General features: G+C 61.5%; 26 protein-coding genes. 12 read left to right on the top strand and 14 right to left on the bottom strand.

Translation table 11 applies throughout. From position 1 onward, the window contains the following. Positions 1 to 30: 30 nt before the first annotated feature. The 3 genes from DSCA_RS17425 to DSCA_RS17415 all read right to left on the bottom strand — a co-directional run bounded on the left by DSCA_RS17425 (position 31) and on the right by DSCA_RS17415 (position 3629). The gene (locus DSCA_RS17425) at positions 31 to 924 is read right to left on the bottom strand and encodes a sensor domain-containing diguanylate cyclase (protein ID WP_155317633.1); all 894 of its coding nucleotides are present in this window, start codon (positions 922 to 924) and stop codon (positions 31 to 33) included. Positions 925 to 986: 62 nt separating this feature from the next. Continuing rightward, positions 987 to 1625, bottom strand: coding sequence for a hypothetical protein (locus tag DSCA_RS17420; RefSeq protein WP_155317632.1), 639 nt, complete (start codon positions 1623 to 1625; stop codon positions 987 to 989). 216 nt (positions 1626 to 1841) lie between these two features. Beyond that, entirely contained in the window at positions 1842 to 3629 is a 1788-nt protein-coding gene (locus DSCA_RS17415) for an ABC1 kinase family protein (protein ID WP_167527836.1), read from the bottom strand. A 340-nt stretch (positions 3630 to 3969) separates the two neighbouring features. Between DSCA_RS17415 and DSCA_RS17410 the strand changes: the two genes are divergently transcribed. Further along, on the top strand, positions 3970 to 5487 hold the full coding sequence (locus DSCA_RS17410; protein WP_155317630.1) for an MFS transporter: 1518 nt from the start codon (positions 3970 to 3972) through the stop codon (positions 5485 to 5487). Positions 5488 to 5522: 35 nt separating this feature from the next. Here DSCA_RS17410 and DSCA_RS17405 read toward each other — a convergent pair whose 3' ends face one another. Genes DSCA_RS17405 through DSCA_RS17385 form a run of 5 tightly spaced genes read right to left on the bottom strand, consistent with a single transcriptional unit; the run spans position 5523 to position 10045 of the window. Next, positions 5523 to 6818, bottom strand: a complete 1296-nt coding sequence (locus DSCA_RS17405) for a Ni/Fe hydrogenase subunit alpha (protein ID WP_155317629.1) — start codon at positions 6816 to 6818, stop codon at positions 5523 to 5525. Beyond that, positions 6815 to 7591: an NADH-quinone oxidoreductase subunit B family protein gene (locus DSCA_RS17400; protein ID WP_155317628.1), complete on the bottom strand. Its 777-nt coding sequence runs from the start codon at positions 7589 to 7591 to the stop codon at positions 6815 to 6817. Before DSCA_RS17400 ends, DSCA_RS17405 begins: the two co-directional genes overlap by 4 nt. A gap of 4 nt (positions 7592 to 7595) precedes the next feature. After that, positions 7596 to 8423 (bottom strand): FAD/NAD(P)-binding protein, encoded by an 828-nt coding sequence (locus DSCA_RS17395; RefSeq protein WP_197904616.1) that lies wholly within the window; start codon positions 8421 to 8423, stop codon positions 7596 to 7598. Between the two features lie 11 nt (positions 8424 to 8434). Further along, the gene (locus DSCA_RS17390; protein ID WP_155317627.1) at positions 8435 to 8911 is read right to left on the bottom strand and encodes a cyclic nucleotide-binding domain-containing protein; all 477 of its coding nucleotides are present in this window, start codon (positions 8909 to 8911) and stop codon (positions 8435 to 8437) included. Between the two features lie 12 nt (positions 8912 to 8923). Beyond that, entirely contained in the window at positions 8924 to 10045 is a 1122-nt protein-coding gene (locus DSCA_RS17385; RefSeq protein ID WP_155317626.1) for a 4Fe-4S dicluster domain-containing protein, read from the bottom strand. Between the two features lie 570 nt (positions 10046 to 10615). Here DSCA_RS17385 and DSCA_RS17380 point away from each other — a divergent pair. After that, positions 10616 to 11566, top strand: coding sequence for a universal stress protein (locus tag DSCA_RS17380; protein ID WP_155317625.1), 951 nt, complete (start codon positions 10616 to 10618; stop codon positions 11564 to 11566). 120 nt (positions 11567 to 11686) lie between these two features. Here the strand turns inward: DSCA_RS17380 and DSCA_RS17375 are convergent, their stop codons facing one another. The 6 genes from DSCA_RS17375 to DSCA_RS17350 form a co-directional block, all read right to left on the bottom strand. After that, on the bottom strand, positions 11687 to 12025 hold the full coding sequence (locus DSCA_RS17375; RefSeq protein WP_231716536.1) for a 4Fe-4S dicluster domain-containing protein: 339 nt from the start codon (positions 12023 to 12025) through the stop codon (positions 11687 to 11689). Positions 12026 to 12047: 22 nt separating this feature from the next. Beyond that, on the bottom strand, positions 12048 to 13124 hold the full coding sequence (locus DSCA_RS17370) for a hydrogenase large subunit (RefSeq protein WP_155317623.1): 1077 nt from the start codon (positions 13122 to 13124) through the stop codon (positions 12048 to 12050). Further along, positions 13121 to 13534, bottom strand: coding sequence for an NADH-quinone oxidoreductase subunit C (locus DSCA_RS17365; RefSeq protein ID WP_155317622.1), 414 nt, complete (start codon positions 13532 to 13534; stop codon positions 13121 to 13123). The genes DSCA_RS17370 and DSCA_RS17365 overlap by 4 nt, the downstream gene beginning before the upstream one ends. 77 nt (positions 13535 to 13611) lie before the next feature. Then, on the bottom strand, positions 13612 to 14067 hold the full coding sequence (locus DSCA_RS17360; RefSeq protein WP_155317621.1) for an NADH-quinone oxidoreductase subunit B family protein: 456 nt from the start codon (positions 14065 to 14067) through the stop codon (positions 13612 to 13614). Positions 14068 to 14130: 63 nt separating this feature from the next. Beyond that, positions 14131 to 14982, bottom strand: a complete 852-nt coding sequence (locus tag DSCA_RS17355) for a complex I subunit 1 family protein (protein ID WP_155317620.1) — start codon at positions 14980 to 14982, stop codon at positions 14131 to 14133. Then, positions 14979 to 16895 (bottom strand): NADH-quinone oxidoreductase subunit 5 family protein, encoded by a 1917-nt coding sequence (locus DSCA_RS17350; protein WP_155317619.1) that lies wholly within the window; start codon positions 16893 to 16895, stop codon positions 14979 to 14981. Before DSCA_RS17350 ends, DSCA_RS17355 begins: the two co-directional genes overlap by 4 nt. A 493-nt stretch (positions 16896 to 17388) precedes the next feature. Here DSCA_RS17350 and pheA (DSCA_RS17345) point away from each other — a divergent pair, with 493 nt between their 5' ends. From pheA (DSCA_RS17345) to DSCA_RS17300, 10 genes are all read left to right on the top strand, one after another. After that, complete coding sequence (pheA, locus tag DSCA_RS17345) at positions 17389 to 18501, top strand: prephenate dehydratase (RefSeq protein WP_231716205.1); 1113 nt, start codon at positions 17389 to 17391, stop codon at positions 18499 to 18501. A 3-nt stretch (positions 18502 to 18504) separates the two neighbouring features. Next, on the top strand, positions 18505 to 19347 hold the full coding sequence (locus DSCA_RS17340) for a shikimate dehydrogenase (protein ID WP_167527835.1): 843 nt from the start codon (positions 18505 to 18507) through the stop codon (positions 19345 to 19347). 127 nt (positions 19348 to 19474) lie between these two features. Beyond that, the gene (gene aroA, locus DSCA_RS17335) at positions 19475 to 20737 is read left to right on the top strand and encodes a 3-phosphoshikimate 1-carboxyvinyltransferase (protein WP_155317618.1); all 1263 of its coding nucleotides are present in this window, start codon (positions 19475 to 19477) and stop codon (positions 20735 to 20737) included. 8 nt (positions 20738 to 20745) lie between these two features. Continuing rightward, complete coding sequence (aroL, locus tag DSCA_RS17330; RefSeq protein WP_155317617.1) at positions 20746 to 21276, top strand: shikimate kinase AroL; 531 nt, start codon at positions 20746 to 20748, stop codon at positions 21274 to 21276. 121 nt (positions 21277 to 21397) lie between these two features. Continuing rightward, positions 21398 to 22480 (top strand): chorismate synthase, encoded by a 1083-nt coding sequence (gene aroC, locus DSCA_RS17325; RefSeq protein ID WP_155317616.1) that lies wholly within the window; start codon positions 21398 to 21400, stop codon positions 22478 to 22480. A gap of 240 nt (positions 22481 to 22720) precedes the next feature. Continuing rightward, a complete protein-coding gene (locus DSCA_RS17320; protein ID WP_167527834.1) occupies positions 22721 to 23860 on the top strand; it encodes a pyridoxal phosphate-dependent aminotransferase in 1140 nt (379 codons plus the stop codon). Next, positions 23857 to 24585 (top strand): prephenate dehydrogenase/arogenate dehydrogenase family protein, encoded by a 729-nt coding sequence (locus DSCA_RS17315; RefSeq protein ID WP_155317615.1) that lies wholly within the window; start codon positions 23857 to 23859, stop codon positions 24583 to 24585. The genes DSCA_RS17320 and DSCA_RS17315 overlap by 4 nt, the downstream gene beginning before the upstream one ends. After that, positions 24585 to 25412: a prephenate dehydratase gene (gene pheA / locus DSCA_RS17310; RefSeq protein WP_155317614.1), complete on the top strand. Its 828-nt coding sequence runs from the start codon at positions 24585 to 24587 to the stop codon at positions 25410 to 25412. The genes DSCA_RS17315 and pheA (DSCA_RS17310) overlap by 1 nt, the downstream gene beginning before the upstream one ends. Before the next feature lie 122 nt (positions 25413 to 25534). Continuing rightward, positions 25535 to 25858, top strand: coding sequence for a DUF6955 family protein (locus DSCA_RS17305; protein ID WP_155317613.1), 324 nt, complete (start codon positions 25535 to 25537; stop codon positions 25856 to 25858). Between the two features lie 175 nt (positions 25859 to 26033). Next, on the top strand, positions 26034 to 26609 hold the full coding sequence (locus DSCA_RS17300; RefSeq protein WP_155320468.1) for a manganese efflux pump MntP: 576 nt from the start codon (positions 26034 to 26036) through the stop codon (positions 26607 to 26609). Positions 26610 to 26741: the final 132 nt, after the last annotated feature.

Below are 26741 nucleotides of genomic sequence, written 5' to 3'. Positions count from 1 at the left end.
ACGCCTGAAACGCATGACGGTGTTTTCCCGTCATCCGATGGTACAGCGGTTCCTGCCGTTTTTCTTGCTTTCGTAGAGCAGGGTGTCGGCGCGTTTGACAATGCTGTCTGCGTTGTCCGCGTCACGGGCCAGGGTGGCCCCGATGGAAACCGTGACCTGCAGGGACTGGCCGTTTTCATCCATGCGGGACTGCTCGATCAAAGCGCGGATTCGTTCTACGGCGGAATCCAGGCCGTCCCCGTCGACACGGCCGAGGATGCCGATGAATTCTTCACCCCCCCATCGGCCCATGAGGTCCGATGGCCGGGCGGTGTTCACGAACGTCCGGGCCACGGCCTTGAGCACCCGATCGCCCACGTCATGGCCATAGGTGTCGTTGAAGCGTTTGAAAAAATCGATATCCATGAAGACCAGGCCGAAGGCGGCCCCATAACGATTTTTCTCGGCAATGCGACTGCTCAGCTCCATTTCAAGGTACCGGCGATTGGCCAGCTGGGTCAGGGGGTCCAGGAAAGAGAGCTTTTCCAGGGCGAGAACCTTGTTGCTGATGGCATTGCCGGCGCTCAGGTCCGTGAACAGCTCGGCGCCGCCGATGATGGTCCCGGTGGTGTCATGAAGGGGGGCCGCCCTGATCCAGACCGGCACACGGTGGCCGTCCTTGTGTTGAAGGAACACTTCCGCATCCCGGAACTGGCCGTCCCCGATGGTCGCCTCCAGCGGGCACCTGCCCAGGCAAAGGCTTTTTCCGCTCCTGTCCACATGAACGAGGATGTTGTCCCGGCACCGTTTGCCGATCACCTCTTCAGCGCGATATCCGGTGATCTTTTCCGCCACCCGGTTCCAGTAGATGATCGACCGGTTTTTGTCCACCAGGTACAGCCCGTCGAAGATGTTGTCGATCAACGATTTGTAGTCGATATCCATGCCACCTCTTCCGCCTGCCCATTGAACCGGTTCTCAACCCATTGCGGGCAATACCAAAAAGGCTATTTCAGGTCAAACTGCCGCCACACGGCATCCTCGGATTTCAAGGTGATCAACCGCTGAGACGTCCGCAGGCGAATCAGGTTGTAGGTGGTTTTCAGGGACACCACCTTTTCCTGCCGTTTAAAACGGATTTCGGCGACACCGCGGCGATATGAGGAAAAACCGAAAGCCCGGGCAGGTGTGACCACGACGGCCACCCGGCCTTCAGCCGCCCTGTCGGCCACCGATTCCCCGATGGGCATCCGCGTCTGGATAAAGCCGCCGGTATGGGTGCCGAAGCCGACGATCCGTTCGGCGGTCAGCATGACCACCAGATGAGCGGATATCAGCATCTCCGGCTGCCCCTTCTTCTCATTCACCTTGAGATAGATGGTGTTCCACTGCCCGGATCTGACGGAAACGGCCAGAAGCCGGTCACTGGTGAGAAAGGCGCCCACTTCCCCCTTTGCCCCCTGCCAGAGAATTTTTTCGTCCGAACGGTACGCTTCGGAAAAATTACGCCGGCCGTCCACCATGGCAATAAACCGCCCCCCGGTGGCAAAGATGTCCACGAGATCTTCGATTTCTTCATAGGCCATGGCGCGGGCCGTGACCATGAGCAGGGCGGCCGTCAATACCAGCCGGATTTTTCGATTCACCCTCATTGCGCCAGCGTCACACATTTTCCCTGATCCTTCAACCGTTCTCCGGGCAAGCCCCTGCGGGCCGCTTTTCCCGCATCCGGCCGGGAGCGTTGTTCAGACCGGGTGGAGGGCCAACCGTCAGCCACGACCACTCTACACCATCTGTGCGCCGGGTCAAGTCGCCCGGGCGCCCATGCGGCCCGTCCGGTGCATTCCGCCGAACCCGAAGACCTACGCCTTTCTCAACCCCCACAGAAAAACCAGGATGGAAAGGCCCATGAAGGCGACGCCCAGATGGAGGTGCCCGGCGATATAGAGATTGACCCCCGATACCAGCAACCCGGCGGACAGCACCATCCAGGCGAATCGTTTGACGGACAGGTCGATTCGTTTGATGGCCCTGCGCGTTTCCGGGGAGAGCGACACCTGGATGGCCAGGGTGCCGTGCCGGGCCTTGTCGAGAACATGATCCAGGGCGGCGGGAATCTTCAACAGGTGCCGCCCCAGCAACAGGACCTCCTCGGGCAGATCCTTCCAGTTCAGCTTCAGTTCCTCCCGGGCAAACTGCCTGGCGTAGGGAATGGTCTTTCCCCATGGGTCGAATTCCGGATCGAGCTGGGTGGCCATCCCCGCCAGGATGCCCACCGCCCGGCCGACAAAAAGCATTTCCTCTTGAAGCTGAAAAGGGATTTCAGTAATCAGGTCCCTGTATTCCTTAATAAAATAGCGAGCTTCCTCGTAGGCCACTTCGTGCATTTTCCCCATGCGAATGCCCCACAACCGGTTGAACCAGTCCTCATGGGCCGCTTCCAGACGGACGGTATCCACCCCCGGCTGCAGCACACCGGCGGCGACATAGGCCTGGACCACCTTTCGTGCGTCCCGGGTGCCCACGCCGATAGCCATCGTTCTCAGGGCCGCCTTGAATCGCTTGGGAATCACGGCAGTCATGCCGAAATCGATGAAGACAATCTGGAACGGGCGCTGTTCGCAGGCGACCGGGCGGTCGCCTGGAGAGAATGCATGAATGCCGGCCGCGGTTTCCCTCTCCAGGGGCAGGGGCCGGATGAAGAGGTTGCCGGGGTGGGGGTCCACATGGATGAAGTTGGTGATAAAGATCTGCTTCATGTAGACGTCGTAGAGCCGGTCGGCGACCTGACGGTGATCGATGCCCCACCTGCCCAACGCCTCGACGTCATTGATTTTGACGTAGGCCACATTTTCCATTGTCAGGGTTGCCGGGGCGCAATGGTTTTCATGGACCCGGGGAACATAGACGTGCGGATCCTTCCGGAAGTCATCGTCGAACCGCTTGAGATTGGCCAGTTCTTCCATCATGTCCAGCTCCCGGCGGGTGGTGGCCGTAAATTCAGCCATCAACTGGTCGAGATTCATGCGGCCTCGGATGTGGCTGAACCGGTTCAACCAGCGGCACACCTGTTCCATGACCTTCAGATCCGTGGCCACCAGGATGTCGATGCCGGGCCGGAGCACCTTGACCACCACGGCCGTGCCATCGTCCAGCTCAGCCTCATGGGCCTGGGCAAGAGAGGCCGACCCGATGGGGTCCGGCCCGAAAACGGGGAAGATGTCGGCCAGGGGACGGGTAAAGTCCTTTTCGATCTGCAAAACGACGGTTTCCAGCCGTGCCGGGGCCACCCGGTCCTGAAGCCCGGCCAGTTCGTGGATGATTTCCGGCGGCAGCAGGTCCACCCGAGTGCTGACGAACTGGCCCAGCTTGATCAATACCCCGCCCATTTCAACCGCCATTTCCCGGTAGTGTTGCGATACCTTCCGCCAGCGGGGAAGGGCCGGTGGCCGAAACCAGCGCAGCAGGGGCAGGCTGAAAAGGACATCAAAAACAATCATGCCGGCGAGCATTTTGACGAAGAACCAGCGGACCTTCCTGTACCTGCGGGTGTCGATCCTGGCCGGTTCAGTGGCGGAGGGGGCGGGCGATCCATCCCGTCGTCCGGGTGGCGGGTGCTGGCGTGATCGATGGTCGGGTGACGGGATCATGGACGGTCCCCTTGCCGTTAGCGGATGGATCGAGGTGACGACTCGGATGCAAAGCGCGGACAATGGCCGGCGGATACCGGTGAGGGGTTCAGCAGGGGAATGCTTCTCACGCCTGGCTTGATTCCGGCGCTGGATGTATTCCTCCGATCCGGTAATTAATGGTAGGGCAGCCGGGCACATGCGGTCAACCGCAATTTGTCATCCGGTCCCGCGGAGAAACGCAAGGGGGCGGCCTGCCAGGGAGGGGGATAAGGCGAGACCCCATTGAAGTGTCTTGAACTGGCCCCCGGTATCGGGGTATCGTGGGTTGCAAATTGCCATTTTTTGAATAAGGATCCCGATGCCGCCGCAACCCCTCACCCACAAACGCCGACTGCTCCTGATCCTGGCCACGCTGCTGGCCCTGTTTCTGGCCGCCCTGGACACGCTGATCATGAGTGCGGTGATGCCGACCATCGTGGCCGACCTGGGAGGCCTTCACCTGTACAGCTGGGTCTTTTCCACCTACCTGCTCAGCCGGGCCATCTCCCTGCCGGTCTTCGGCAAGCTGGCCGACCTGTTTCCCAACCGCACCCTTTACCTGGTTTCCATTCTCATTTTCCTGGTGGGGTCCGTGCTGGCCGGCATGGCCCGTAACATGACGGCCCTCACCATTTTTCGGGCCGTCCAGGGAATCGGTGCCGGCGGAAACTTTGCCCTGGTATACATTGTCCTGTCGGACATTTCCGAACCGGAGCACCGCGGCCGGATGATGTCCTACGCCAGTTTTGTGTGGGGCCTGGCCAGCGTCCTGGGCCCGTCCCTGGGCGGGTTCATCGTCACCTGGGTCTCCTGGCGATGGATTTTCTACATCAACGTGCCCATCGGGCTGCTTTCACTGGCCGGGATCTGGTTTTTCCTGACGGAAACCCGGGATAAACGGCGGATCATAGAGATCGATTACGCCGGCATGGTTACCCTGACCGTGGCCATCCTTTCATTCCTGACCGCCTTTTTGCTGGGCGGGCGGGCCTATGGCTGGGCATCGCCGCCGATCCTGGGGCTCTTCGTCCTGTCCGGGCTGTCTGCCGCGGGATTCTACATCGTCGAGAAACGCAGCAACGAACCGATTCTCTGCTTTGATTTCTTTCGTTTGCGGGGCTTTTCCGCCGGCAACGGCCTGGTTTTTTTCAGCAGCGTGGCCATTTTTGCCCTCTCCGCATTCAGCCCGCTGTTCATCCAGGGGGCCCTGGGCCACTCGCCCTTCCAACTGGGCATCGTCATGGTGTTCCTCAGCTTCGGCTGGTCGGCCGGCGCACTGTTTTGCGGCCGGCAATCCAACCGCTGGGGTGAAAAGGCGTTTGCCCTGGCCGGGGGCATCATCCTGGTTGCCGGTTGCACCATGGCCGTTCGTTTTTCGGCGGCCACCGGCCTGTGGACCTGCGCCGCGGCCATGGGGCTGGCCGGTGTGGGCATGGGATTCACCTCCATTGCCACCCTGCTGGTCGTCCAGAACAGCGTCGGGAAGACGGACCTGGGTGTGGCCACTTCGTCCCACCAGTTTACCCGCACCCTCGGGGGAACGGTTGGCATCGGCATCTGCGGCAGCCTGGTCACCACCCGGTTCGCCCGGGTGGCGGACACCCTGAACGCATCGGTCCTTCAAGGCGATATCCCGGTTGGGGTGATGGCGCAGATCCGACAGAATTTCGAGAATTTTTTCCGACCGGATGTCCAGCAGCAGTTGCCCCCCACGGCGCAATCCATCCTGCACAACGCCATCGGCAACTGCGTCGTGGAGGTCTTCTGGCTGGCGTTGATCGCCGCGGTGATCTGCCTGGTATTCGGATTGCTCCTGCCGGCCGCGAAAAACCGATGACCGCGGTTGTGCATCGCCAACGGCAGATGGCATTCTTACGTGCCCCTGGTTGTCTGCAGGTTGATGCGGTGGCTTGAACACGAAATGCACGGGTCGTAGCTGCGGACCAGTTGTTCGCACTGCCAGGCCAGCCGATCCGGTTTCAGGTCCTGGTGCCGGTCGGCAAAGGCGTGCAGGTCGGCTTCCATCGACCTGAGGTTCTGGGATGTGGGCGGAACGATCCGGGCGTCGGCCACATTGCCGCGCTCGTCGAGGCGATACCTGTGCCAGCACACCCCCCGCGGGGCTTCCACGCAACCGCAGCCCGTGGTCGAAAAGGGGGCTGTTTCCGCACCTGGCGGATCGGCACGTCGATACTGGTCCATTAAAAGCAGAGCCCGCTCGCAGGCATGCATGATTTCAACGCTGCGGATGATGATGCCCTTAAAGGGATTGCCGCAGGGCGGCGTGAGTCCGACCGATTCCGCCGCCTTCCGGGCACCCGGGGACAGCTGGGAAAAATTGAGGTTGAACCGGGCCAGGGGCCCGACGAGGTACGCCCCGTGTTGCCGGCTAAGCCCGTGAAGGGCCGTGGCGTGGCCCACCTGCTCCTCCCGCATGAAGGTTTCGAAATCGCCGATAGCCATCTTTTCACCGGTGCTCGCCAGCAGCCGCCCCGACAGGACCGCATAATCCTCGGGGTCGTGAAGGGCCAGGAACAGGTAGTCCTGCTCGAAATCCGGAAAGGTCAAGTCCGCGGTCCACTGCACGGTCTCGCGGGCCGCCTCGCGGGCCCATTCCAGATCCTGCCGCAGCGCGTCTATGTCAGACATCGAGGGCATTTTGTAAAATCCCCCGATGCGCAGGTTGACGGGGTGAACCTCGCGGCCGCCCAGACGCCTGACAATGTCGTTGCCGACCTGCTTGAGGCGAATTCCCCGCCGGACGGCCTCGGGGTGGTCTCGGGAAAGCGCGAGCACATCGTCGCACCCGAAAAAATCCGGAGCGTGCAGCAGGTGGATATGCAGGCTGTGGCTGGCGATCCATTCACCCAGGAAGACGAGTTCCCGCAGGGCGCGCACCGCCGGACTGACCGGTATCCCCAGGCCCGCCTCCATGGCCTGACTGGCGCCCAGCATATGCGCCAGCGGGCATATGCCGCAGATGCGGGCGGTGAGATCCGGCACTTCGGCATAGTGCCGACCCCGGACAAAGGCCTCGAACAAGCGTGGCGGCTCGAAGATGTTCATCTTCACGTCGCGGACCCGGCCGTCCCGGACCCTGATGGAAAATCCGCCGTCACCCTCCACTCGGGCCAGCTGCCTCACCTCGATGGTTCTGGTGGTGCTCATCGCCGCTCACTTTCCCGCCGAAAAGGGGTTGCCCAGGCGGTTATCCCGCGAAAGGCCCGGCGGATGTCGTCGACCGGTACCTCCAGTTGCCGCTGCCATACCTCGTGCAGGGCCCGGGTGTTCGCTGTGTCGCAGGGGCCGAAGCAGCCGTAGCAGCCGCGGCCCACGGCCGGGCAGATGGCGCCGCATCCGGCCTGGGTCACCGGCCCCATGCACGGCACCCCTGAGGCCACGGTCACGCAGATATAGCCCATGCGCTTGCATTCCTGGCACAGGCTGTGGGTGGGCAGGTTGGGCTTGCGACCCTGGCGGCAGGCGGCGATCAACTCGATCAGCTGGTCGGGATTGATCGGGCATCCCCGCAGTTCGTGATCCACGTGAATGTGGTCGGACAGGGCCGTCGATTTCTTCAGGATGTCGATGGTGCCGGGGCTGGGGTAGATCATGCGCATCCATTTGCCGGCGTCGCTGAAGTTGCGCAGCGCCTGGATGCCGCCGCTGGTCGCGCAGGCGCCCATGGCGACCACCACCCGGGATTGCCGGCGGATCTGTTGGACCAGCCGGGCATCGCGGGGGGTGGTGACGGATCCCTCCACCAGGGAGATGTCATAGCGGCCCCTGGCCACGTTGCGGAAGCCTTCCGGGAATCGGGCAAATTCGACCACCCCGGCAATGGACAGGAACCGGTCTTCCGCATTGATAAGCTGTAACTGGCAGCCGTCGCACGACGTCAACTTCCAGACGGCCAGCTTGATTTTCTTTTCGGGGTTCATGGCTTCAGCACTCCCGCCGGTGAAACAGTTCCCTGACCCTGTCGTATCGAAAGACCGGCCCGTCCCGGCACACGAACACCGGCCCGACCTGGCAGTGGCCGCAAAGCCCGATTCCGCACTTCATGTTGCGCTCCATGGAGATCACCATGCGATCATCGCCCAGACCTTTCGCGGACAGCGCGTCGATGGCGAAGCGCATCATGATTTCCGGACCGCACAGCAGGGCATAGGTCTGTCCGGGGTCAAACCGCACAGCGGTCATCAGTGTGGTCACCACCCCCACGTCCCCCCGCCAGTCCCGGCGGGCACTGTCCACGGTCACCCGGATGTCCAGGTCGAACCGGCCCCGCCAGCGTTCCATCTGCCGGCGGTAAAGCAGGTCCTGGGGGGTGCGTTCACCATAGAGCAGGGTGACCTTGCCGAAATCTTTCCGGTGGGCCAGGATGGTGTACAGAACCGGCCTGAGCGGCGCCAGACCGATGCCGCCGGCACACAGGATGATGTCGTTGCCTGCCAGGGCCTCCATGGGCCAGCCGACGCCGTAGGGTCCCCTGAGCCCCAGGAAATCCCCTTTTTTCAGCCGCTGCATCCGGCTGGTGACCGTTCCGTATGCGCGGATCGTATGGACGATGCGGGCGGTGTCGTCCGGGTCGCCGCTGATGGAGATGGGCACTTCGCCGACGGCATGCATGGTGAGCATGTTGAACTGTCCGGGTAAAAATGCGGCATCGGTCCCCTGGCCGTCAGCCTCCAGCTCCAGCGTGAAGGTGTCGCGGGTTTCCGCAATGGTTCGCCGGATGCGGTACCATCGGGGCGTCATGGGTGAATTCACGTCCACCTCCTTCAGCGACCCGAATGGGCCGGGGACCGGCTGTAGAGATCCAGCAGCTGAATCCGCGCGGCCTGAAGGCTGGTCACCACGGCCCGTGAAAACCGCTTGTACAGCTCGTGGCCCAGGTGGTGGTTGCGCTCGGCCTGCTCGCGCATGCAGTAGGCCTGCAGGGAAATGGCTGCCACGGGGGTGACCGCCCGCGCATCGAAGTGACGGCGATAGGGAGGAAACAGCCATGACCACCCCAGGATTTCCCCTTCCCCCACGGTCTGGACGATCATGGCGCCGTGATGGCCGCCATAGAGTTCCAGGGCGATGCGACCCTGCAGGATGAGGAAAAACGCTTCAGCCGGATCCCCCTGCCGGTAAATGAACTCGTCGACCCCATAGGGCACCTTGTCGGCGCAGGTCCGCAGCTCCTTGAAGAGCGCTTCGGGAAACCCCTCGAAGAAGGCATGCTGTCGGATTTCTCGAATAATGGATCCCATGGTGTGCCCCCTCTATGATCGTTTTTCTTCACCGCCGGCGAGAACAAGCGCCTCCCGGCAGAGGTCGATGCCGGCCGGGCACCAGGTGATGCAGCGCCCGCAGCCCACGCACCCCGGCGTTTTGAACTGGTCCTGCCAGGTTGCCAGTTTGTGGAGGAACCACTGGCGATACCGGCTGCTGACGGAAGGGCGGACGCTCCCGCCGTGAATGTAGCTGAAGGCCATGTTGAAGCATGAATCCTGGACACGCAGACGCTCGGCCTGGCTGCCGTCAAGCGATCCCGTGTCTATGACGGTGTGGCAGAAACAGGTCGGGCATACCATGGTGCAGTTGCCGCAGGCCAGGCAGCGCGCTTCGAGCGTCTGCCAGCAGGGGGCGTCGAAGCGTTGTTGAAACAGCGGTCCCATTTTTGTCAGATCCGGCAGGCTGTTCATCCTGTCGGCGGCCTGATCGGCAAGGCGGCGGACCCGTTCGGTTTTTTCTTGTGTGGCGGGATCTCTGCATACGGCGGCGATGACCTCGGCACCGGCGCGGCTGCCTGGCTCGGCAACCAGCACGCATCGATCCGTTTCGACGACTTCGCTCAGGGCGATGTCGAAACCGGAAACCGCACGGGTCCCGCCTCCCGTGGCGGTGCAGAAACAGGTGCCGCCGGGCTCCAGACAATTCACGACGATGGTGAACAGACTGTCCCGGGCGCGTGAATAGGCTGGATCCGTATAGGCCTGTTCCGACAGGACCCGGTCCAGAATGTCCAGGGCCCGGAGATCGCAGGGGCGCATGCCGACAAAGGCATATGGCCCGGCGGCGGGTTCCGGCGCGTGGGAGCGGATCTTTCCATTGTGCCGGGTGCTGCGCCAGAGAAGCTGTTCCGGGGGGGTGAGATATCGCTTCCAGGGATGGGGGCCGCAGGTATACTGAAAAAAGCCCGTGGACCCGGTCCTGACAAGTTTATAACTGCCCGGTGCCTGCCGGTCGGACCATCCCCGTGGCAGGTCCTCGATGGATGCCACGCTGCCCAGCACGATGGCCGATGCCGCCACCGTCGGTCCAATGGTCTTATAGCCGCGGGCGGCCAACAGGTCCAGGACCCGTTGCAGGCCTTGTGCATCCAGTTGAAAAGCGCTGCCCATAGCGGACCTCCCGCCTGCCGGAACGGATAGGGGGGGCGGTCACGCTGCCCGTTGGTCTGGAACCGGGAACAGACGGATAACCCCCTGGGCCGGGCTTGGGGCCGGCAGGCGCGTACATGGTCAATCCCAATGCACAAAACATGCCACCGGCAGGATTACCGGCAAGCCGGCACTGAACCCGCCGGCAGTCACGTCGCAGCGGGGGGCTCCCAGCCGGCCGGATAGATGCGTTCTCACGTTATTCTTTACAGTCTGTAAAAAAGAATGACGGGCAGGGCGCACAGGTGGATCCTCCACCGTCAATCCATCGTTGCCGGATGAGCGGCTGGCAGGGCCGGATGGCAGGGACTGGTGGGCCGGTGCGGGGCATCGCCTGTGGCATAGCCTTTGCGTAGAAATGGGCAGGGGGGACCCGGGACGGTTTCCCCACCGGGATATGTGGCGGCCGTATCATTGGGCCATTATCCGGCTGATCATGAACGTCGAGCCCCATTTTTGCGCGTCACCATCCGATCCGGCCTTCGACCGATTCCCGGGAACCGGATCCAACCCCGCCCCAGGAGGTGTGCCATGGCGAAAACACCAGTCATCCTCGTGGCCGTTGACGGCTCGGATCAGTCTTTAACTGCGGTGAGCTACCTCGCCGGGATACTGACCCCGAGACAGATCGGAATCGAGCTTTTTCATGTGAAAACCAAGGTCCCCGAGGCGGTTTTCGACCTGGGTTCCCCCGAGGACACCATTGATGCGGACACCGTTGAATATGAAGCGGAAATTACCCGGTGGACCCGTCGCAACGGGTCGGCCGTAAACGCATTCATGGAAACGGCCAGACAGCGGTTTTTGGCGGCAGGTTTTCCGGCGGATTCGATATCCATTACCATTCAGGACCGGCAGGTCGGTGTCGCCCGGGACATCATCAACAGGGCCAGTCTGGGCTGCGCAGCGGTAGCCGTCGGCCGCAGCGGATTCGGCACCCTTCCCGATTATATGCTGGGCAGCATCGCGGCCAAGCTGACTGAAACCATTTCCCACGTTCCCCTGGCGGTTGTCGGCACGCGGCCCGATGCGCGCAAGGTGCTGGTGGCCTTCGATCGGTCGCGCAGCATCCGCAAGGGGTTTGAACAGGTGAGCACCCTTTTTTCCCGAACCATCGAAGAGATCCTCTTGTGCCACATCGTGCGCCCGCTGTCCGCTCCGCACCCTGCGACGACACCCGCCTTTCATCCCAGGCATGAGTCCCACTGGCTGAGTGAAAACACCAGGAAAATCATCCCGGCCATGGTCGAGGCCAAACAGCATCTGGCCCGTATCGGTTTCGATCCCGATCATTTCCAGACGGCCATTTTAAAGGAGAAGGCCAGCCGGGCCGACGGCCTCGCCAAAGAGGCCCAGTTCCAGGGTTTCGGGACCATCGTCATCGGCCGGCGCGGCGCCACCACCGTGGAGGATTTCAGCATGGGTCGCGTCACCCGGAAGGTGCTTTCCCTGGCCCCGGAAAAATCGATCTGGATTGTTTAGCGCCTGTCGTTGCGACGACACCCCGCGGCGGCATCGCGGCCTGAAAGCCATTGGCGGATATGCCGACCGATATCAAGGTCTCCATCGCTTGTGTCCCCGGTATTCAATGCCATTTTGAATTCATTCCGAGGGTTTCGATTCTCCATCCATGACTACCCTCTCCTTGCGGACAGCAGGCGGGCCGGTGGCCGGTTCCTGGTGCAGGCAGCCGCGGGGGCAGACCTCCACGCACACCCCGCAGCCGATGCAGATGTGGGGGGCAAAGGACCACCGGTAAAGATGACGGTCCACGTCGATGCAGGCGCTGGGGCACTTTTTGGCACAGACGCCGCAGAAGTTGCATTGCGCGATGTCATTCACCAGCCGGCCGCGGGTGGCCGGGAAGGGCCGTCGGACCTGGCGGGGATAGGCCCGGGTGGCCGGTCCGGAGAAGAAATTACGCAGAATTTGCGGGGTCATCCTGAACACGATGGTTCTCCTTCTATCGTTCCAGGCAACTGATGCACGGGTCGATACTCAATACCACCACCGGTACGTCGGACAGATATATGCCGGGAAGCAGCTTGACCAGCACCGGGATGTTGGCGAAGGTGGGGGTGCGAATGCGGACCCGGGACAGATATATGCCGCCATCTGCCCGGATGTAATAGACGACCTCACCCCTGGGCTGCTCGACACGCATCAGCGATTCTCCCTGTGGGCGGCCGCGGACTTTGGCGCGCAGTTCGCCTTCCGGCATGCGGGTCAGGGCCTGGCCGATCAGGTCGATACTCTGATGAATCTCCCCCAGACGGACCATGCAGCGGGCATGGCAATCACCGGCGGTTGCGGTCACCGGTTCGAAGTCCAGCTCACCGTAGGCTGCGTAACCGGTCTGGCGGATATCCTGGGCGATGCCGCTGGCCCGCAGGACCGGTCCGGCGGCTCCCAATTCATGGGCCTGTGCCGCCGTGAGGACGCCTTTGCCCACGGTGCGGCGGCGAATGGTGAAATCATCCGTCAATACCGGCTCGATCTGCCTGACCTGCTGCTCCACCCAGGCGAGCTGGTCTGTGACCCAGCGGCCTTGCCGGGCGTCTATGTCCCGGCAGACGCCGCCCACGCGGATGGCTCCGGAGATGACCCGGTTGCCGGTGGTCGCCTCCTGGATGTCCAATATCCGTTCACGGATTTTCCACAGCTGCATGAACAGGCTTTCGAAGCCGAAACTGTCGGCGAACAGACCCATCCACAGCAGGTGGCTGTGCAGGCGCAGCAGTTCTCCCCAGACCACCCGCAGGAAGCGCGCCCGGTACGGCACCGGTATCCCCATGATGGCCTCCACCCCCTGGCAGTAGCAGATGGCGTGCAGCACCGAACAGATGCCGCAGACGCGTTCGGCCACCTGGACCATCTGATGAAAATCGCGGGTCCGGGCCAGGCCTTCCAGACCCCGATGAACATAGCCCAGGGCGGGTACCGCCTCGGTGATCACCTCATCCTCCACGGACAGCTTGAGCTGAAGCGGCTCGGGCAGGACGGGGTGCTGGGGGCCAAAGGGGATGACGGATGTTCTCATGGGTCACCTGACGCGTTTGCCGGTTGGCCATCGGGTCGGACGGGCGGCGGTTTTTCCGGCGGGGCGTATCGGCAGAACGGGGCGGCCTCCACCTCCCGGGGCAGAAAAAGGGTGCGCTGATAATCGATGACCAGTCCGTGGAAGCGAATATGGAACAGGTCCTGGATCTCGTTTTCAGCCAGAAAGGCCGCCAGGAAGATCGGCGATATGCTGGGCACGGGGACGGTTCGAGACGCATTCAGCCGCAGGTGCACCAGGGTCAGGTCCCTGTCGAAATGATAGAGGATCTCCACCTGGTCGGGGCCCGTGTTCACGCCGGACAGGGTCACCAGGCGGTACCCCTCGATCTTGAGCCGGGTCACTTCGCCCAGCAGATTCGGCGCGGTCACTGCAGTCACATTCCCGTTCATGCCACATCCTCCTCAGGGTCGGTTTTGCCGTCGGGACCTCGAAAAGCGTTCCCGCTTCCCGATGGACGCCTGGTCGTTCAGCCGTGGTCATCCGAAGGCCGATCCAGGCATTTCAGTGCCCGGAACACGCCGTCGATGATCGCCTCGGGCCGGGGCGGGCATCCCGGCACGTAAACGTCCACCGGGATCACCCGGTCGATCCCGCCGACAACATTGTAGGCCGTCCTGAAAATTCCTCCGGACAGGCCGCAGGTCCCCACGGCCACCGTGACCTTGGGGGCGGCCATCTGCTCGTAAAGGTTGGCCAGCACCCGTCCATTGCGGCGATTGACCGTGCCGCTGACCACCAGCAGGTCGGCGTGCAGGGGGTTGCCCACGTTGACGATACCGAACCGCTCCACATCGTATACCGGCGTCAGGCAGGCCAGGACCTCGATGTCGCACCCGTTGCAGCTGCCGCAATCGAAATGCAGCATCCAGGGCGACCGCATCCGGGCGCGGCGGACCAACTTGTCAAGCCATCGGATGGACATCTTCTACCCCGGTAACCATCTGGTGTTTTTTCAATATGGCGGCCCCGATCTTCAGCGCTGAATTCAGGCCTGATAACGCCAGATCAGGTTGACCAGGGCCATGGCCAGCCCCATGGCCCATCCATAGACCAGCATCCACCGCCAGTTGAGGCGGGCCGCGGCATTGTCCACCACAATGACCGCGGTGTATACCGCCGCCGCCAGCACCACCATGGGCAACGCGCCGGTGGCCCAGAACAGGCTGCAGTATCCCAGGATCAGGATGGTTTCATACCAGTGGCCGATTTCGATCATTCCCAGCAAGGGGCCGGAAAAATCGGTGAACACGCCCCTGACAAGTTCCTGATGCGCGTGATGGCAGGCAGACAGGTCAAAGGGCGATTTGCGCAGCTTGATGATCAGTACCAGGCACAGGGCCATAAAGAGCAGGGGCAGTTTGAGCATGAGCGGCGATTGCCACTGCATCACCGTCATCAGCTTGAAGGAGCCGGTTTCCAGGTAGATGCCCACTGCCGCCAGAAACAAAAGCGGCTCGTACGTCAGAATCTGCAGCAATTCCCGGTGGGCGCCCACCTGGCTGTAAGGCGATGTGGACGCCAGGGCCCCCATGACCAGAAACACCGCCCCCACCGCCTGGATGAACAGGATCAGCAGCAGGTCCGACTGCATGACGAACAGGATCAGCGCAAGCATGGCGGCGAAGAGGTAGCTGTAAACACAAAAGGCCTGCCACCCGTTGACCACCACCAGTTCCTTGGCCAGCAGCTTGATCACGTCGTAATAGGGTTGCCACACGGGCGGCCCCGTCCGTGCCTGAAGGCGGGCCGTAACGATGCGGTCCAGGCCGCCGGCCAGCCCTCCCAGCAGCGGTCCGGCGGCCAGGCCGACCGCCAGCGCGATGAGCGGCTGGTTCACAGGGCGCCTCCCATCAGCAGAACCAGCAGGACGCCGGCAGCAGCGTTGAGCCACACCGTCAACGTCTTTTCTCCGAAAATTGAAGTCAGGTAGTAATTCCTGGCCCCGGCTTTCACCGGCTGGTCCATGGGCCCGTTGAACACCCGGGGCTCGTCACTCTGCTCACCGCACAGATAGGGCGATACCGAACGCCCCCGGTTGGCGTGGTGGAAGGCCAGGATGGAAACCAGGCATCCGGCAATGGCCAGCAGGCTCAGTGGAAAAACAGCGAACCGGCCGACGGCGTTTTCCATGATGCCCCAATGCACGGTGTAATCGGCCGGAAGGGCAGCTGACCCGGCCGCTGCCCGAACCAGCACATACAGCCAGGGTGCCGCGGCGCTGAGGCCGGCGCCGCCGGCACACAGGGACAGCAGGACCGACCACGTAGACACGGGCAAGCGTTCAGGCAGAAACGGCACCACCACCGGTTCGCTCATCAGGAGGCCGGCCCAGCGGGCCCAGTACATCACGGTCAACGCGCTGCCCGCGACAATCAGCATGATGACTTCTATATGCATCGCCGCCGACTCCATGGCCATCCATTTGCCCAGCAGAACGCCGAACGGCGGCATGATCATCATGAGTACGCCCGCCACGGTCATCAGGGCGGTGCCCGGCATGACGGCATACAGACCCCGCATGTCTTCGATATCGCGGCTGAGGATGTACTGCTCGATGGTTCCCACGCACAGGAAAAGAAGCGCTTTGGTAACGGCATGAAAGAACAGCAGATAGATGGCTGCGGTCAGGGCCGGGGGCGTGTTCAGTCCGGCACAGGCAAAGATCAGACCCAGGTTGCTGATGGTGGAATAGGCCAACACCTTTTTGCCGTTGCTCTGACCCACCGCCAGGGCGGCCGCTGCCAGGAAGACGAAGCCGCCATATACGGCCGTGCACCGGCTCAGGAAGGTGCCCTGGATCAACGGCATCAGGCGCAGTGCCAGATAGATGCCCACATTGACCATGGTGCTGGCGTGCAGCAGTGCCGATACCGGTGTGGGGGCGACCATGGCACCCAGCAGCCAGCGCTGGAAGGGAAATTGAGCGGATTTGACGAATGCCGCCAGGCTGAGAAGGGCCAGGGCCGGCAGCAGGAGTTCGGCGGTCTGGTGCCCCTGGAAAAGCAGGCGCTGCAGATCCAGGGTATTGGTCGAGGCCCGGATCAGGATCAGGGCCAGGGCGAACGCAGCGCCGCCGATACTGTTCATCCACAGGGCCCTCACGGCATTCTCGACAGCCAGTGCGCTCCGGTCATGACTGATGAGCACAAAGGAGCACAGGGTGGTCAATTCGAAAAAAAAGTAGAGGTGATGGAGCTGGTTCGAAAGCACCAGGCCGTTCATGGCGCCCAGGAACAGCAGCATCATGAAAAAAAACTGGGGCTGGGCAGATGGTTCGATTTTGAACTCGCGTTCGTGATTGCGCATGTAGGCAATGGCGTGGCAGCAGATCAACGGCCCCACGAGGTTGATGATCAGCAGCATGACCCGTGTCAGGCCGTCGGCATGAAAGACCACCGCATCGGAAGGGACCGACGGGGGGGACAGCCATTCCATGCCTCCCAGCAGGAGCAGCTGTATGGCGGACAGAACAACCACCAGGCGGCTTCGGTAGCGCCGCCCATAATAAAGAAAAAGGATCAACAGGCCCACATCGGCGGCCTGGATGATGCGTTCGACGGCCAGCCGTCCCGGCCCCGTGGTTGAAAGGTCGGCCGGGGTCCTTGAAATCAGCATCACGGCCGTTGCCGCCAGGGCCAGCCCGGTTGCCGTGATCACGCCATTGCGCAGGTGGTCGCGCCTGAAGATCAGGCAGGCGACAGCCGCAACCATCGGCAGTGAAATGACGAATATAATCAGGGCTGCTGTCATTGGTGGGTTCCCTGGTTGATGATGATGCCTGGGATCAACCTTCGTATACGCACAAACCAAGCCAATCCGTAACCGACTGTAAATGCATAGAAACGTCTATTTGCGGCATGTGGCCATCAACGGGTGAACGTTAGGATTGTTTACAACCTGGAAAAAGCGGATGGGCAGCTGTCCCGCTTTTCAGCGTTTCGGAAAAAGCTTGACAGGAGAAATCCGACCTTGTATTTTTTCTCCACTTCAGCGTTTGAAAGGCAAGGACTCGATGACTCGATTTACCACCGGCAGATATTTTTACTTTTATTGCTTTTTTAGCAAGGGTCTGCCCGGCGCGCGCTGAATGTCCTGAGAACCAAACAGACAAACCAAGCCGTGGGCAGACCAAAAACCCACGGCGTTTCTTTTTTTAGGGCCGTGGAGAACACTCTCCCCGGCCCTTTGTCGTGTAGACCATCGATTCCATAGATGATCAACCCATTGAGAGGCCGCAATCACCATGGTAGACAGCCTAAAGCCCCCTGAATGCACGATGGCCACCGACATCTGCGATATCCGCAACCAGATCGACCATATCGACGACACCATCCTGGATCTGATCAACCGGCGGCTCAACCTGGCCAAACGGATCGGCGAGCTGAAAAAGGACAGCGGCAACCGGGTGGTCGACAGCACCCGGGAAAGCGAGATCCTCAGGCGCCTGACCAGCCTGAACAAGGGGCCGTTGAACCCCAACGTCCTCCACCACATCTTCATCGACATCATCGCTGCCGCGCGCGCCGTGCAGGCTTCCCAGCGGGTGGCCTATCTTGGGCCCGAGGCCACGTTCACCCATCTTGCCGCCACGAGCCACTTCGGCTACTCCGTCACCTACGTGCCCCAGCCCAGCATCCGGGAGATTTTCAGTGAAGTCGAGAAAGGAGCCTGTGACTACGGGGTGGTGCCGGTGGAAAATTCCGTGGAGGGATCCGTGCGCCATACTCTGGATCTCTTTTTCGAATCGGACCTGTGCATCTGCGCCGAGCGTTATCAGCCGGTTTCTTACGACCTGCTGGCCCAGGAAGTCCGCCTGCGCGCGATCAAGACGGTCTATGCCCACTCCCAGGCCCTGAACCAGTGCCGCAACTGGCTCAACCAGTATCTCCCCGATGCCGAGTTGAAAGAGTGCAGTTCCAGCGCCTTTGCAGTGGGCCAGTCGGCCCGGGAAAAACAGGTGGCGGCCATTGCCGGCTGTGGTACCGCGGCCATCTTCAGGCTGGAGGCCGTCGCCTCGAAAATCGAGGATTTTTCCCGCCCGCCCACCCGGTTCCTGGTGATCGGCAAGGAAAAGGTCCGGCCGTCCGGCAGGGACAAGACTTCCCTGATGTTCGCCCTGACCCATGTGCCCGGCGCCCTGGCCGGCGCCCTGGCGCCCATCACCGATGCCGGCATCAACCTGGTCAAGATCGAGTCCCGGCCCACGCGGCACGAAAGCTGGAGCCATTTCTTTTTCGTCGACCTGGAGGGTCATTTTGAAGACGGCAGCATCCAGAAGGCCATCGAACTGATCAAGCCCCATGCGCTGTACCTGAAAAACCTGGGATCCTATCCGCTGATCGGTGTGGGGGTCTAAGCCATGGCATCGGAACACGAAAACCTGCCTGTCGATTCCCGCACGCGGCTCTACGCGGTGATCGGGGACCCCATCGCCCACAGCCTGAGCCCCGTCATGCACAATGCGGCGTTTCGCCGGATCGGCCACAACGGGGTTTACGTGGCCTTCCGCGTTACCGATCTGCCGGGCGCCGTCGCCGGGATCCGGGCCCTGAACCTTCACGGCTGCAGTGTCACCATCCCCCACAAGGTGGCGATCATGGGGCTTCTGGATCACGTGGATCCACTGGCCCGGCAGATCGGCGCCGTCAACACCATCGTCAACGACGCCGGCCGCCTTTACGGCTTCAACTCGGACAGCCCCGGCGCCATGGCGGCCCTGCTGGAAAAAACCCCGGTGGCCCACCGGCGGGTGGCGGTGGTCGGCGCCGGCGGCGCGGCCCGCGCCCTGGCCCATGGGGTGACCGCCTACGGCGGCCGGCTGACCATCGTCAACCGCAGCGATGACAGGGGACGCCGGCTGGCCGGTGAACTGGACTGCGATTTCTGCCCCCTGGCCGATTTTTCCGGGGTCGGTTATGACATTCTGGTCAACACCACCCCGGTGGGCATGACCCCTCACACGGACCGGATGCCCGTGGCCCACGCCTGCCTGCGGCCCGGCATGACGGTGATGGACATCGTTTACCATCCGCTGGAGACCCGACTGCTCAAGGCGGCCCGGGAAGCCGGCTGCACGGTGGTCGACGGGGTGGCCATGTTCGTGCACCAGGGCGCCTGCCAGCTGGAGCGCTGGACCGGGAAAAAGGCGCCGGTGCAACTGATGAAAAAAACGGTTCTCGAGGCGTTGAGGAAGAAAGTCTAACAAAAAACAATACAACCGCTTGAACCCTTGAATCCTGGAACCCTTTTGCCATTGCCCAGAGTAAGAACCGGATATTGCCCATATGCATCAGTAATAATCATAACGTTCAGGGAGAAATGAAATTTTCATGATTGAAATCAGACCCCATCGCATCGGCCGTTGCCGGATCCGTGTGCCGGGATCCAAGAGCTACACCCACCGGACGCTGATCGCGGCGGCCCTGTCGGACGGGCCCTGCACGGTGCACAACCCGCTGCGCAGTCAGGACACCCTGCTGACCCTTGCCGCGTTGGAGAAGATGGGGGCGGTGGTCGCCGACCGCCGGGCGTCCATCGAGATCCATGGCCTGAACGGCCGGTTCAAACCCTGCCGGGAAGCCATCTACCTGGCCAACTCCGGCACCTCCATGCGCCTGCTGGCCGGCGTGGCCGCCCTGGGAGAGGGAACCTATGTGCTCAGCGGCACTCCGCGCATGTACCACCGGCCCATCGGCCACCTGCTGGAGGCGCTGAATCAGCTGGGCATCGGGGCCCGCGCACTGGAGGATAACGGCTGTCCGCCGGTCGAGATCCCTGGGGGGCAGGCAGCGGGGGGGGCGGTGGCCATCGATTGCAGCGTGAGCAGCCAGTTCCTCTCCTCCCTTTTGCTTACGGCCCCGTGCACGCCAGCGGGCATGTCCATCACGGTTTCCCATGGCCCGGTATCCCGGCCATACATCGACATGACCGTGGATATTTTGAAACGCTTCGGCATCCGGGTGCAACGCGAGGGATACGCCTGTTTCGAGGTGGCCGGGGGGCAGACCTACCGGGCCGGCAGCTACGCGGTGGAGCCGGATGCCTCACAGGCCGGGTACTTCTGGGGCGCCGCAGCCATCACCGGCGGCAGTGTCACCGTCGACGGCGTGTCGGCGGCATCCAGCCAGGGTGACGTCGGTCTGGCCCGGGTGCTCGAACAGATGGGCTGCCGGGTGGACCACGGACCCGGCGGCATTACGGTGACCGGCGGCGATCTTCGGGCCGTCACGGTGGACATGGCCGACATGCCGGACATGGTGCCCACCCTGGCAGTGGTGGCGGCCTTTGCCGACGGTACGACGGTCATCGAGAACGTTTCTCACCTTAAAGCCAAGGAGAGCGACCGGCTGGCGTCCACCTGTGCCGAACTGAAAAAAATGGGCATCGTGGCCGTCGCTGAAGATGACCGGCTTCGGGTGACGGGAGGCACTGCCCGCGGCGCGTCAATCGACACTTACGACGATCACCGCATTGCAATGAGTTTTGCCATGGCCGGCCTGGTGACCCCCGGTGTGAGGATTGCGGAGCCAGGCTGCGTGGAGAAATCCTTTCCCGACTTCTGGCAGGTCTGGGAATCACTTTACACGGACTGACAACCACGATGATCCTGTATCTGATCGGATACCGCTGTACGGGCAAAACGACGGTGGGGCGGGCCCTGGCCCGACGACTCGGTTGGCCCTTCACTGACACGGACCAGATGATTGCCGCAACAGCCGGTAACAGCATCGCCCGGATCGTCGACCGCCATGGATGGCCGTATTTTCGGCAGAAGGAGCGGCAGGCCCTGGCATCCGTGTCCGAGATGGATCACCAGGTCGTGGCCACCGGGGGGGGCATTGTCCTCGACGACCGCAATGTCGCCATCATGAAAACGTCGGGACGGGTCACCTGGCTCAAGGCCGGCCGGAAGACCATCGAGATGCGGATGCTTGCGGATGATGCCACGGCCGGCAACCGGCCTTCGCTGACCGGCCAGGGATTGATGGAAGAAATAGAATCGGTGCTGTCGGAACGGAGGCCGCTATACGAAAAGGCCGCGGACTTGGCCCTGGCAACGGATCATGAGAAGATTGAAACCCTTTGCGACCGGATTGTCGCAGAATTTAAAATTTCAGAATTGAGGGATTAGGGAATTGAGGCATTTAAGGAGCGGCTTCCCGCCGGGATCAGATTTCTGACTTCAGACTTCCGACTTCGGAAAAACCATGAACCGGCCAACCCGATAAACCCAACAAACAGGACCCCATACCATGTCCAGTACCTTCGGAACCCTATTGAAAGTCTCAACTTTCGGCGAATCCCACTGCAAAGGCGTGGGCGCCGTGCTCGACGGCTGCCCGCCCGGCATGACGCTGGATGAGGCCGATATCCAGCCACAGCTGGATCGGCGCCGGCCGGGGCAGAGCAGGCTGACCACCGACCGCCAGGAGGCCGACCGGGTGACCATTTTTTCCGGTGTGGAAAACGGCGTTACCTTGGGGACGCCCATCGGCCTCTTCGTGCCCAACAAGGACCAGCGGCCCGGCGACTACCGCCAGATGAGCCGGATCCCGAGGCCTTCCCACGCGGATTTCACCTACCAGATGAAATACGGGGTGCGGGCCTCGTCCGGGGGCGGCCGGTCGAGCGCCCGGGAAACCATCGGCCGGGTGGCTGCCGGCGCGGTTGCTGAAAAGATGCTGAAGGAGGCATACGGGATCGATATCGTTGCCTGGGTCAGTGCGGTCAGCGATATCCCGTCTGCGGAGGTGGACGTGCAGACGATTACCCGGCAGGTCATTGATCGCAACCTGATCCGATGCCCGGACACGTTGGCGGCCGGAAAGATGGAGGCCCTGGTGGCCCGCGTTAAAGAGGAGAAGGACAGCGTGGGCGGCATCGTTACCTGCGTGTGCCGCAACCTTCCCGCCGGGTGGGGGGAGCCGGTCTTCGACAAGATGGAGGCCAAACTGGCCCAGGCCATGCTGTCCATTCCGGCCACCAAGGGATTTGAAATCGGTTCGGGATTTGCCGGCACCCGGCTCAGGGGATCGATCCACAACGACGCCTTCGTGGCTGCCGACGGTCGACTGGGAACGACAACCAACAACAGCGGGGGCATCCAGGGCGGCATTTCCAACGGCGAACCGGTCGTCCTGCGGGTGGCCTTCAAGCCGCCGGCCACCATCGGCCTGGCGCAGCAGACGGTGGATTTCGACGGCAACCCGGTCACCCTGGAGGCCAAGGGCCGGCACGACCCCTGCGTGGTGCCCCGGGCCGTGCCCATCGTGGAGGCCATGGCTGCGCTGGTGCTGGGGGATTTTGCCCTGCGGCAGAAGACAAGAGAAAAATGACAACCACCAAAAACCAAATCACAATGACTAAAATTCAAAACCTCATGATCTTGAAGAGTGGAGATTTCCACTCACTGAATCGGTAGGGGTTTTCGTTTAAAGATTGCCAAAGACAAACGCAAACAGTGATGGTGTTTTTTGGCCCTTGTTTGGAAATTGTAATTTGGAATTTATTTGAAATTTGGTGCTTGTAATTTGTTGTTTCCGGTTAATCCGGGTTAGGAATTGAAAATTTCAGGAATGAAAGACTTGAAACTCTCCACCAGAATTCAACGCATCGAGGCTTCAAAGACCGCTCGGTTCATTCCGCTGATAGAGGCCTTGAAGCGGCAGGGGCGGCCGGTGATCAGCCTGGCCATTGGCGAGCCGGCGGTCGATACGCCGGGGCCGGTGGTCGAGGCCACCAAGCGTGCCCTGGACCTGCAGCAGACCCGCTACAGCGACATGGCGGGACTGTCGGCCCTGCGAACCGCCCTGGCCGGCCGGTTTGCGGGCTGCGGGCCCGAGAACATCGTCGTTTTCAACGGATCCAAACAGGCGCTTTATTCCATCTTTCAGATCCTTTGCGATCCCGGTGACCAGGTCATCATCCCCGTGCCCTGCTGGGTGAGTTTTGCCGAACAGGTCAAGCTGGCCGGCGGGGAGCCGGTATTTGTGGGGACCCGTGACCACCAGCTGGACCTCGACGCCATTGCGTCTGCCGTTACGGCCAAAACGAGGGCCATACTGGTCAATTCCCCCAACAACCCCACCGGCGCGGTCTACCCCCGCCGGGACCTGGAAGGCATCTCCCGGCTGGCACAGGAGCACGACCTGTTCGTGGTCGCCGACGAGGCCTATGATTTCTTCGTCTATGACAATCTGGCGAACACGTCCCTTTTCGATCTGGAGGCGGTGCGCGACCGGCTGATCGTCACGCGCAGTTTTTCCAAACACTATGCCATGACCGGTTTTCGGGTGGGCTATGCCCTTGCCCCGCCAGCGGTGGCGGCGGCCATGGTGCGCCTCCACAGCCACCTGACCGGCAATGTCTGTACATTTGCCCAGCATGGCGCCATGGCGGCCCTGGAAATGGACGACGGGTTATTGATCCGGCGACGGGCCGATCTTCAGCGCAAGCGGGACCTGGCCTTCGACCAGGTGGCCGGCATCTTTCCCTGCATCCGTCCCCAGGGCGCATTCTACCTTTTTCCGGACATTTCCGGTCACCTTAAAAAGGGGGAGACCTCGGGGGATTTTGCCGCCCGGATCCTGGAAGAGACGGCGGTGGCCGTCGTCCCCGGTGAGGACTTCGGCATGGACGGCCATGTACGCATCTGTTTTGCCGCCCCCGATGATGTGTTGATGGAAGCATTCAAGAGAATCCGCGAGGTGTTATGAGCAGTATCGGTATCATCGGTTTCGGGCGTTTCGGAGCACTTACCGCCCGTTACCTGTCCAAAGATTTTTCCATCGTCGTGTCTACCCGTAGCGATAAGGAAAAAGAAATCAGGGCCTGCGGCGCCCGTCCGGTCTCCTTTGAAACGGCCTGCAGCCAGGAGATCGTGATCCTGTGCATGCCCATCTCCGCCATGCGGGACACCCTGAAAAAGGTTGCGCCCCTGCTCAGAGAAGACGCCCTGGTGGTGGATGTGTGCTCGGTGAAGGTCTACCCGGTGCAATGGATGCGGGAGCTGCTTCCCGCAACGGTTTCCATCCTGCCCACGCACCCCATGTTCGGCCCGGACAGTGCTGCCGACTCGCTTGGGGGCTGCAAAATCGTCCTCTGCCCTGAGCGCATTGAAACCGGCCAGTACGAAAAAATCAAGAAATGGTTTGAAAATCAGGGCCTGGTGGTGATCGAGGCCACGGCGAAAGAGCATGATGAGAAGATCGCGGTGAGTCTTTCTCTGACGCATTTTATCGGCCGGTCGCTGTCTGCATTCGGCGCCCGCGACCTGGACATCGACACCGAAGGCTATAAACGGCTCATGCATATTCTGGGAGTGGTCAGCCACGATACCTGGCAACTCTTCGAAGATATGCACGCCTATAACCCCTATGCCAGACAAAAACGCCAGGCGTTTATCGACGCCATGGCCAACATTCACGAAAGGCTCGGCTGATGAAAATCGCGTTTCAGGGAAGACAGGGCGCCTACAGCGAGATGGCCCTCCACGAACATTTCGGCAAAACCGTCGATACGGTCGGCTGCGATGCCTTCGACGATGTATTCGACCTGGTGATCAAGGGGGAGGTGGCCTTTGGCTTCATCCCCGTGGAAAATACCATCGCCGGCACCGTAGTGGAGAACTACGATCTTCTTTTTGCCAACGATGTGTTCGTCATCGCCGAGGCGTATCTGCCCATCCGGCATACCCTGCTGGCCAAGAAAGGAGCCCGGCTCGAGGACATCAAAGAGGCCTTTTCTCACCCCCACGCCATCAAGCAGTGCAAGGCATACCTCAAGTCGAAGGGCATCCGCCCGGTACCTACCTACGACACCGCCGGGGCGGCCCAGGCCGTGGCTGCGGGTGACCGCATGGACTGCGCGGCCATCGCCTCGGCGTTGTGCGCCGAGATCTACGACATGGAGATCCTGGAGCGGAATATACAGACCAACAGTTCCAATACCACCCGCTTTTTTGTAATTGCCAATAAGGAGAACGTGCCCGCGGATCATGTGACGGGCAAGACCACCGTGGCGTTCAAGACCCGCCATTATCCCGGCGCCCTGGTGGACTGCCTGAAAATTTTCCAGAAGTACAGCCTTAACCTGACCAAGCTGGAATCGCGGCCTATTCCCGAAAATCCATGGGAGTATGTCTTCTACGCGGCATTCGAAGCGGGCATCGATGCCGATGAGGTGAAATCGGCCATCGGGGAGCTGACCCTCCATGCGGTGTTCGTCAAGCTGTTGGGGAGTTACCCCCTTGCGGAAAAGTGCTGGTAACGTCGCGTTGCATGAATCCCGACAAATCCTTTGTTGACCCGCTTTATGATATTTCGTAAAAAGCTCCAACCGGTTTGGGTTTATGCACAACATTTTTCATTTCAACAATAGGAGGCGACAAGATGGCTGACTATTACATTAACGTGATTCTGGATGATGCGAAAAAGGCCGTGATCAGTGACGCCGGTCTGGCAGACAAGATCGTCAACATCGACGGTAAAGAGGCCGTTCAAGTGGGGGTGACCGCCAAGGAGTACAAAAAACTCGGAAAAGGCTTCTCCGGCCTCACCTGTGACGATTCCAAGGCCTGCCACCTTCCTTCCGAGGCGGAAGAGACATTGCTGGGGATCATTGCAGAGACGAAAACCCTGGATGTCATGAAGTTCGCTATCATGAAGCTCTACAACCCGCTGGCAGGCAAGGCACCCCGCGCTGCCCAACGCTAGCTTGTTTTCCAATTGGAACCCGGTCCGGCGGGCAGTCGGTTAACTGCTGCCATGCCGCACCGGGTCCAAGTTCTTGGGGTCCCGTACACAAGAGCCGGGCCTTTATTTAGTTTTTTCCAGTCTGTTGGAGCCTTAAGGGAACCGATCGCACCAAAAGGGAATTCGATCTTTGGAAATGATCAACACTCTGGCCCTTGCCGTGGCCTTGGCCATGGATGCCTTTGCTGTCTCCATCGCTTCGGGGGTTTCCCTTCGATCCGTCAGCGCCCGCCAGACCTTTCGGCTGGCCTGGCACTTCGGCCTTTTTCAGGCCATGATGCCTGTCATCGGCTGGAGTGCCGGGTTGACGATCAGAAGCCGCATCGAGGCCTACGACCACTGGGTGGCCTTCGTTCTGCTGGCCTTCGTGGCCCAGGGTATGCTGCGGTCGGCATTCAAAGGTGAAAAAGAAGAATCCGACAGCAAGGATCCCACCAGGGGCATGACCATGGTCTTGTTGTCCGTGGCCACCAGCATCGACGCGCTTGCCGTGGGCCTGAGCCTTTCCATGATCAGCGTTTCCATCTGGACGCCGGCACTGATCATCGGGCTGGTGGCCGGTGCTTTTACCACCGCCGGCATGCACCTGGGGAAAATGATCGGCAGCATGGTGCAGCTGAGCCGCTGGGCGGAAATGGCGGGGGGCGTCGTTCTGCTGGCGATTGGGGTGAACATCCTGAGGGAGCACGGCGCGCTGGCCTTTTTTTTCTGAATCCTGAACGCCCCCTTTCAGAGCCTGCCGGCGCCGGGCGGCGGTTTCAGTTCCCGACATAAAGATTGTATTTTACGGTCGACATGATGGCCCGATGGGTTTGTGGTCCAACCGGGCCGTTTCCTGGAGGGA

The sequence above is a fragment of the Desulfosarcina alkanivorans genome (assembly GCF_009688945.1).
Lineage (GTDB): Bacteria > Desulfobacterota > Desulfobacteria > Desulfobacterales > Desulfosarcinaceae > Desulfosarcina > Desulfosarcina alkanivorans.
Note: the sequence above shows the minus strand (reverse complement) of the source record. Positions and strands in the feature narration are given on the sequence as shown.

Bases quoted from the DNA above. Each gene is read 5' to 3' on its own strand.
- DSCA_RS17425 (WP_155317633.1), bottom strand. From the start codon at position 924: ATGGATATCGACTACAAATCGTTGATCGACAACATCTTCGACGGGCTG.
- DSCA_RS17415 (WP_167527836.1), bottom strand. From the start codon at position 3,629: ATGATCCCGTCACCCGACCATCGATCACGCCAGCACCCGCCACCCGGA.
- DSCA_RS17410 (WP_155317630.1), top strand. From the start codon at position 3,970: ATGCCGCCGCAACCCCTCACCCACAAACGCCGACTGCTCCTGATCCTG.
- DSCA_RS17405 (WP_155317629.1), bottom strand. From the start codon at position 6,818: ATGAGCACCACCAGAACCATCGAGGTGAGGCAGCTGGCCCGAGTGGAG.
- DSCA_RS17400 (WP_155317628.1), bottom strand. From the start codon at position 7,591: ATGAACCCCGAAAAGAAAATCAAGCTGGCCGTCTGGAAGTTGACGTCG.
- DSCA_RS17390 (WP_155317627.1), bottom strand. From the start codon at position 8,911: ATGGGATCCATTATTCGAGAAATCCGACAGCATGCCTTCTTCGAGGGG.
- DSCA_RS17385 (WP_155317626.1), bottom strand. From the start codon at position 10,045: ATGGGCAGCGCTTTTCAACTGGATGCACAAGGCCTGCAACGGGTCCTG.
- DSCA_RS17380 (WP_155317625.1), top strand. From the start codon at position 10,616: ATGGCGAAAACACCAGTCATCCTCGTGGCCGTTGACGGCTCGGATCAG.
- DSCA_RS17375 (WP_231716536.1), bottom strand. From the start codon at position 12,025: ATGACCCCGCAAATTCTGCGTAATTTCTTCTCCGGACCGGCCACCCGG.
- DSCA_RS17370 (WP_155317623.1), bottom strand. From the start codon at position 13,124: ATGAGAACATCCGTCATCCCCTTTGGCCCCCAGCACCCCGTCCTGCCC.
- DSCA_RS17365 (WP_155317622.1), bottom strand. From the start codon at position 13,534: ATGAACGGGAATGTGACTGCAGTGACCGCGCCGAATCTGCTGGGCGAA.
- DSCA_RS17360 (WP_155317621.1), bottom strand. From the start codon at position 14,067: ATGTCCATCCGATGGCTTGACAAGTTGGTCCGCCGCGCCCGGATGCGG.
- DSCA_RS17350 (WP_155317619.1), bottom strand. From the start codon at position 16,895: ATGACAGCAGCCCTGATTATATTCGTCATTTCACTGCCGATGGTTGCG.
- pheA (WP_231716205.1), top strand. From the start codon at position 17,389: ATGGTAGACAGCCTAAAGCCCCCTGAATGCACGATGGCCACCGACATC.
- DSCA_RS17340 (WP_167527835.1), top strand. From the start codon at position 18,505: ATGGCATCGGAACACGAAAACCTGCCTGTCGATTCCCGCACGCGGCTC.
- aroA (WP_155317618.1), top strand. From the start codon at position 19,475: ATGATTGAAATCAGACCCCATCGCATCGGCCGTTGCCGGATCCGTGTG.
- aroL (WP_155317617.1), top strand. From the start codon at position 20,746: ATGATCCTGTATCTGATCGGATACCGCTGTACGGGCAAAACGACGGTG.
- aroC (WP_155317616.1), top strand. From the start codon at position 21,398: ATGTCCAGTACCTTCGGAACCCTATTGAAAGTCTCAACTTTCGGCGAA.
- DSCA_RS17320 (WP_167527834.1), top strand. From the start codon at position 22,721: ATGAAAGACTTGAAACTCTCCACCAGAATTCAACGCATCGAGGCTTCA.
- DSCA_RS17315 (WP_155317615.1), top strand. From the start codon at position 23,857: ATGAGCAGTATCGGTATCATCGGTTTCGGGCGTTTCGGAGCACTTACC.
- pheA (WP_155317614.1), top strand. From the start codon at position 24,585: ATGAAAATCGCGTTTCAGGGAAGACAGGGCGCCTACAGCGAGATGGCC.
- DSCA_RS17305 (WP_155317613.1), top strand. From the start codon at position 25,535: ATGGCTGACTATTACATTAACGTGATTCTGGATGATGCGAAAAAGGCC.
- DSCA_RS17300 (WP_155320468.1), top strand. From the start codon at position 26,034: ATGATCAACACTCTGGCCCTTGCCGTGGCCTTGGCCATGGATGCCTTT.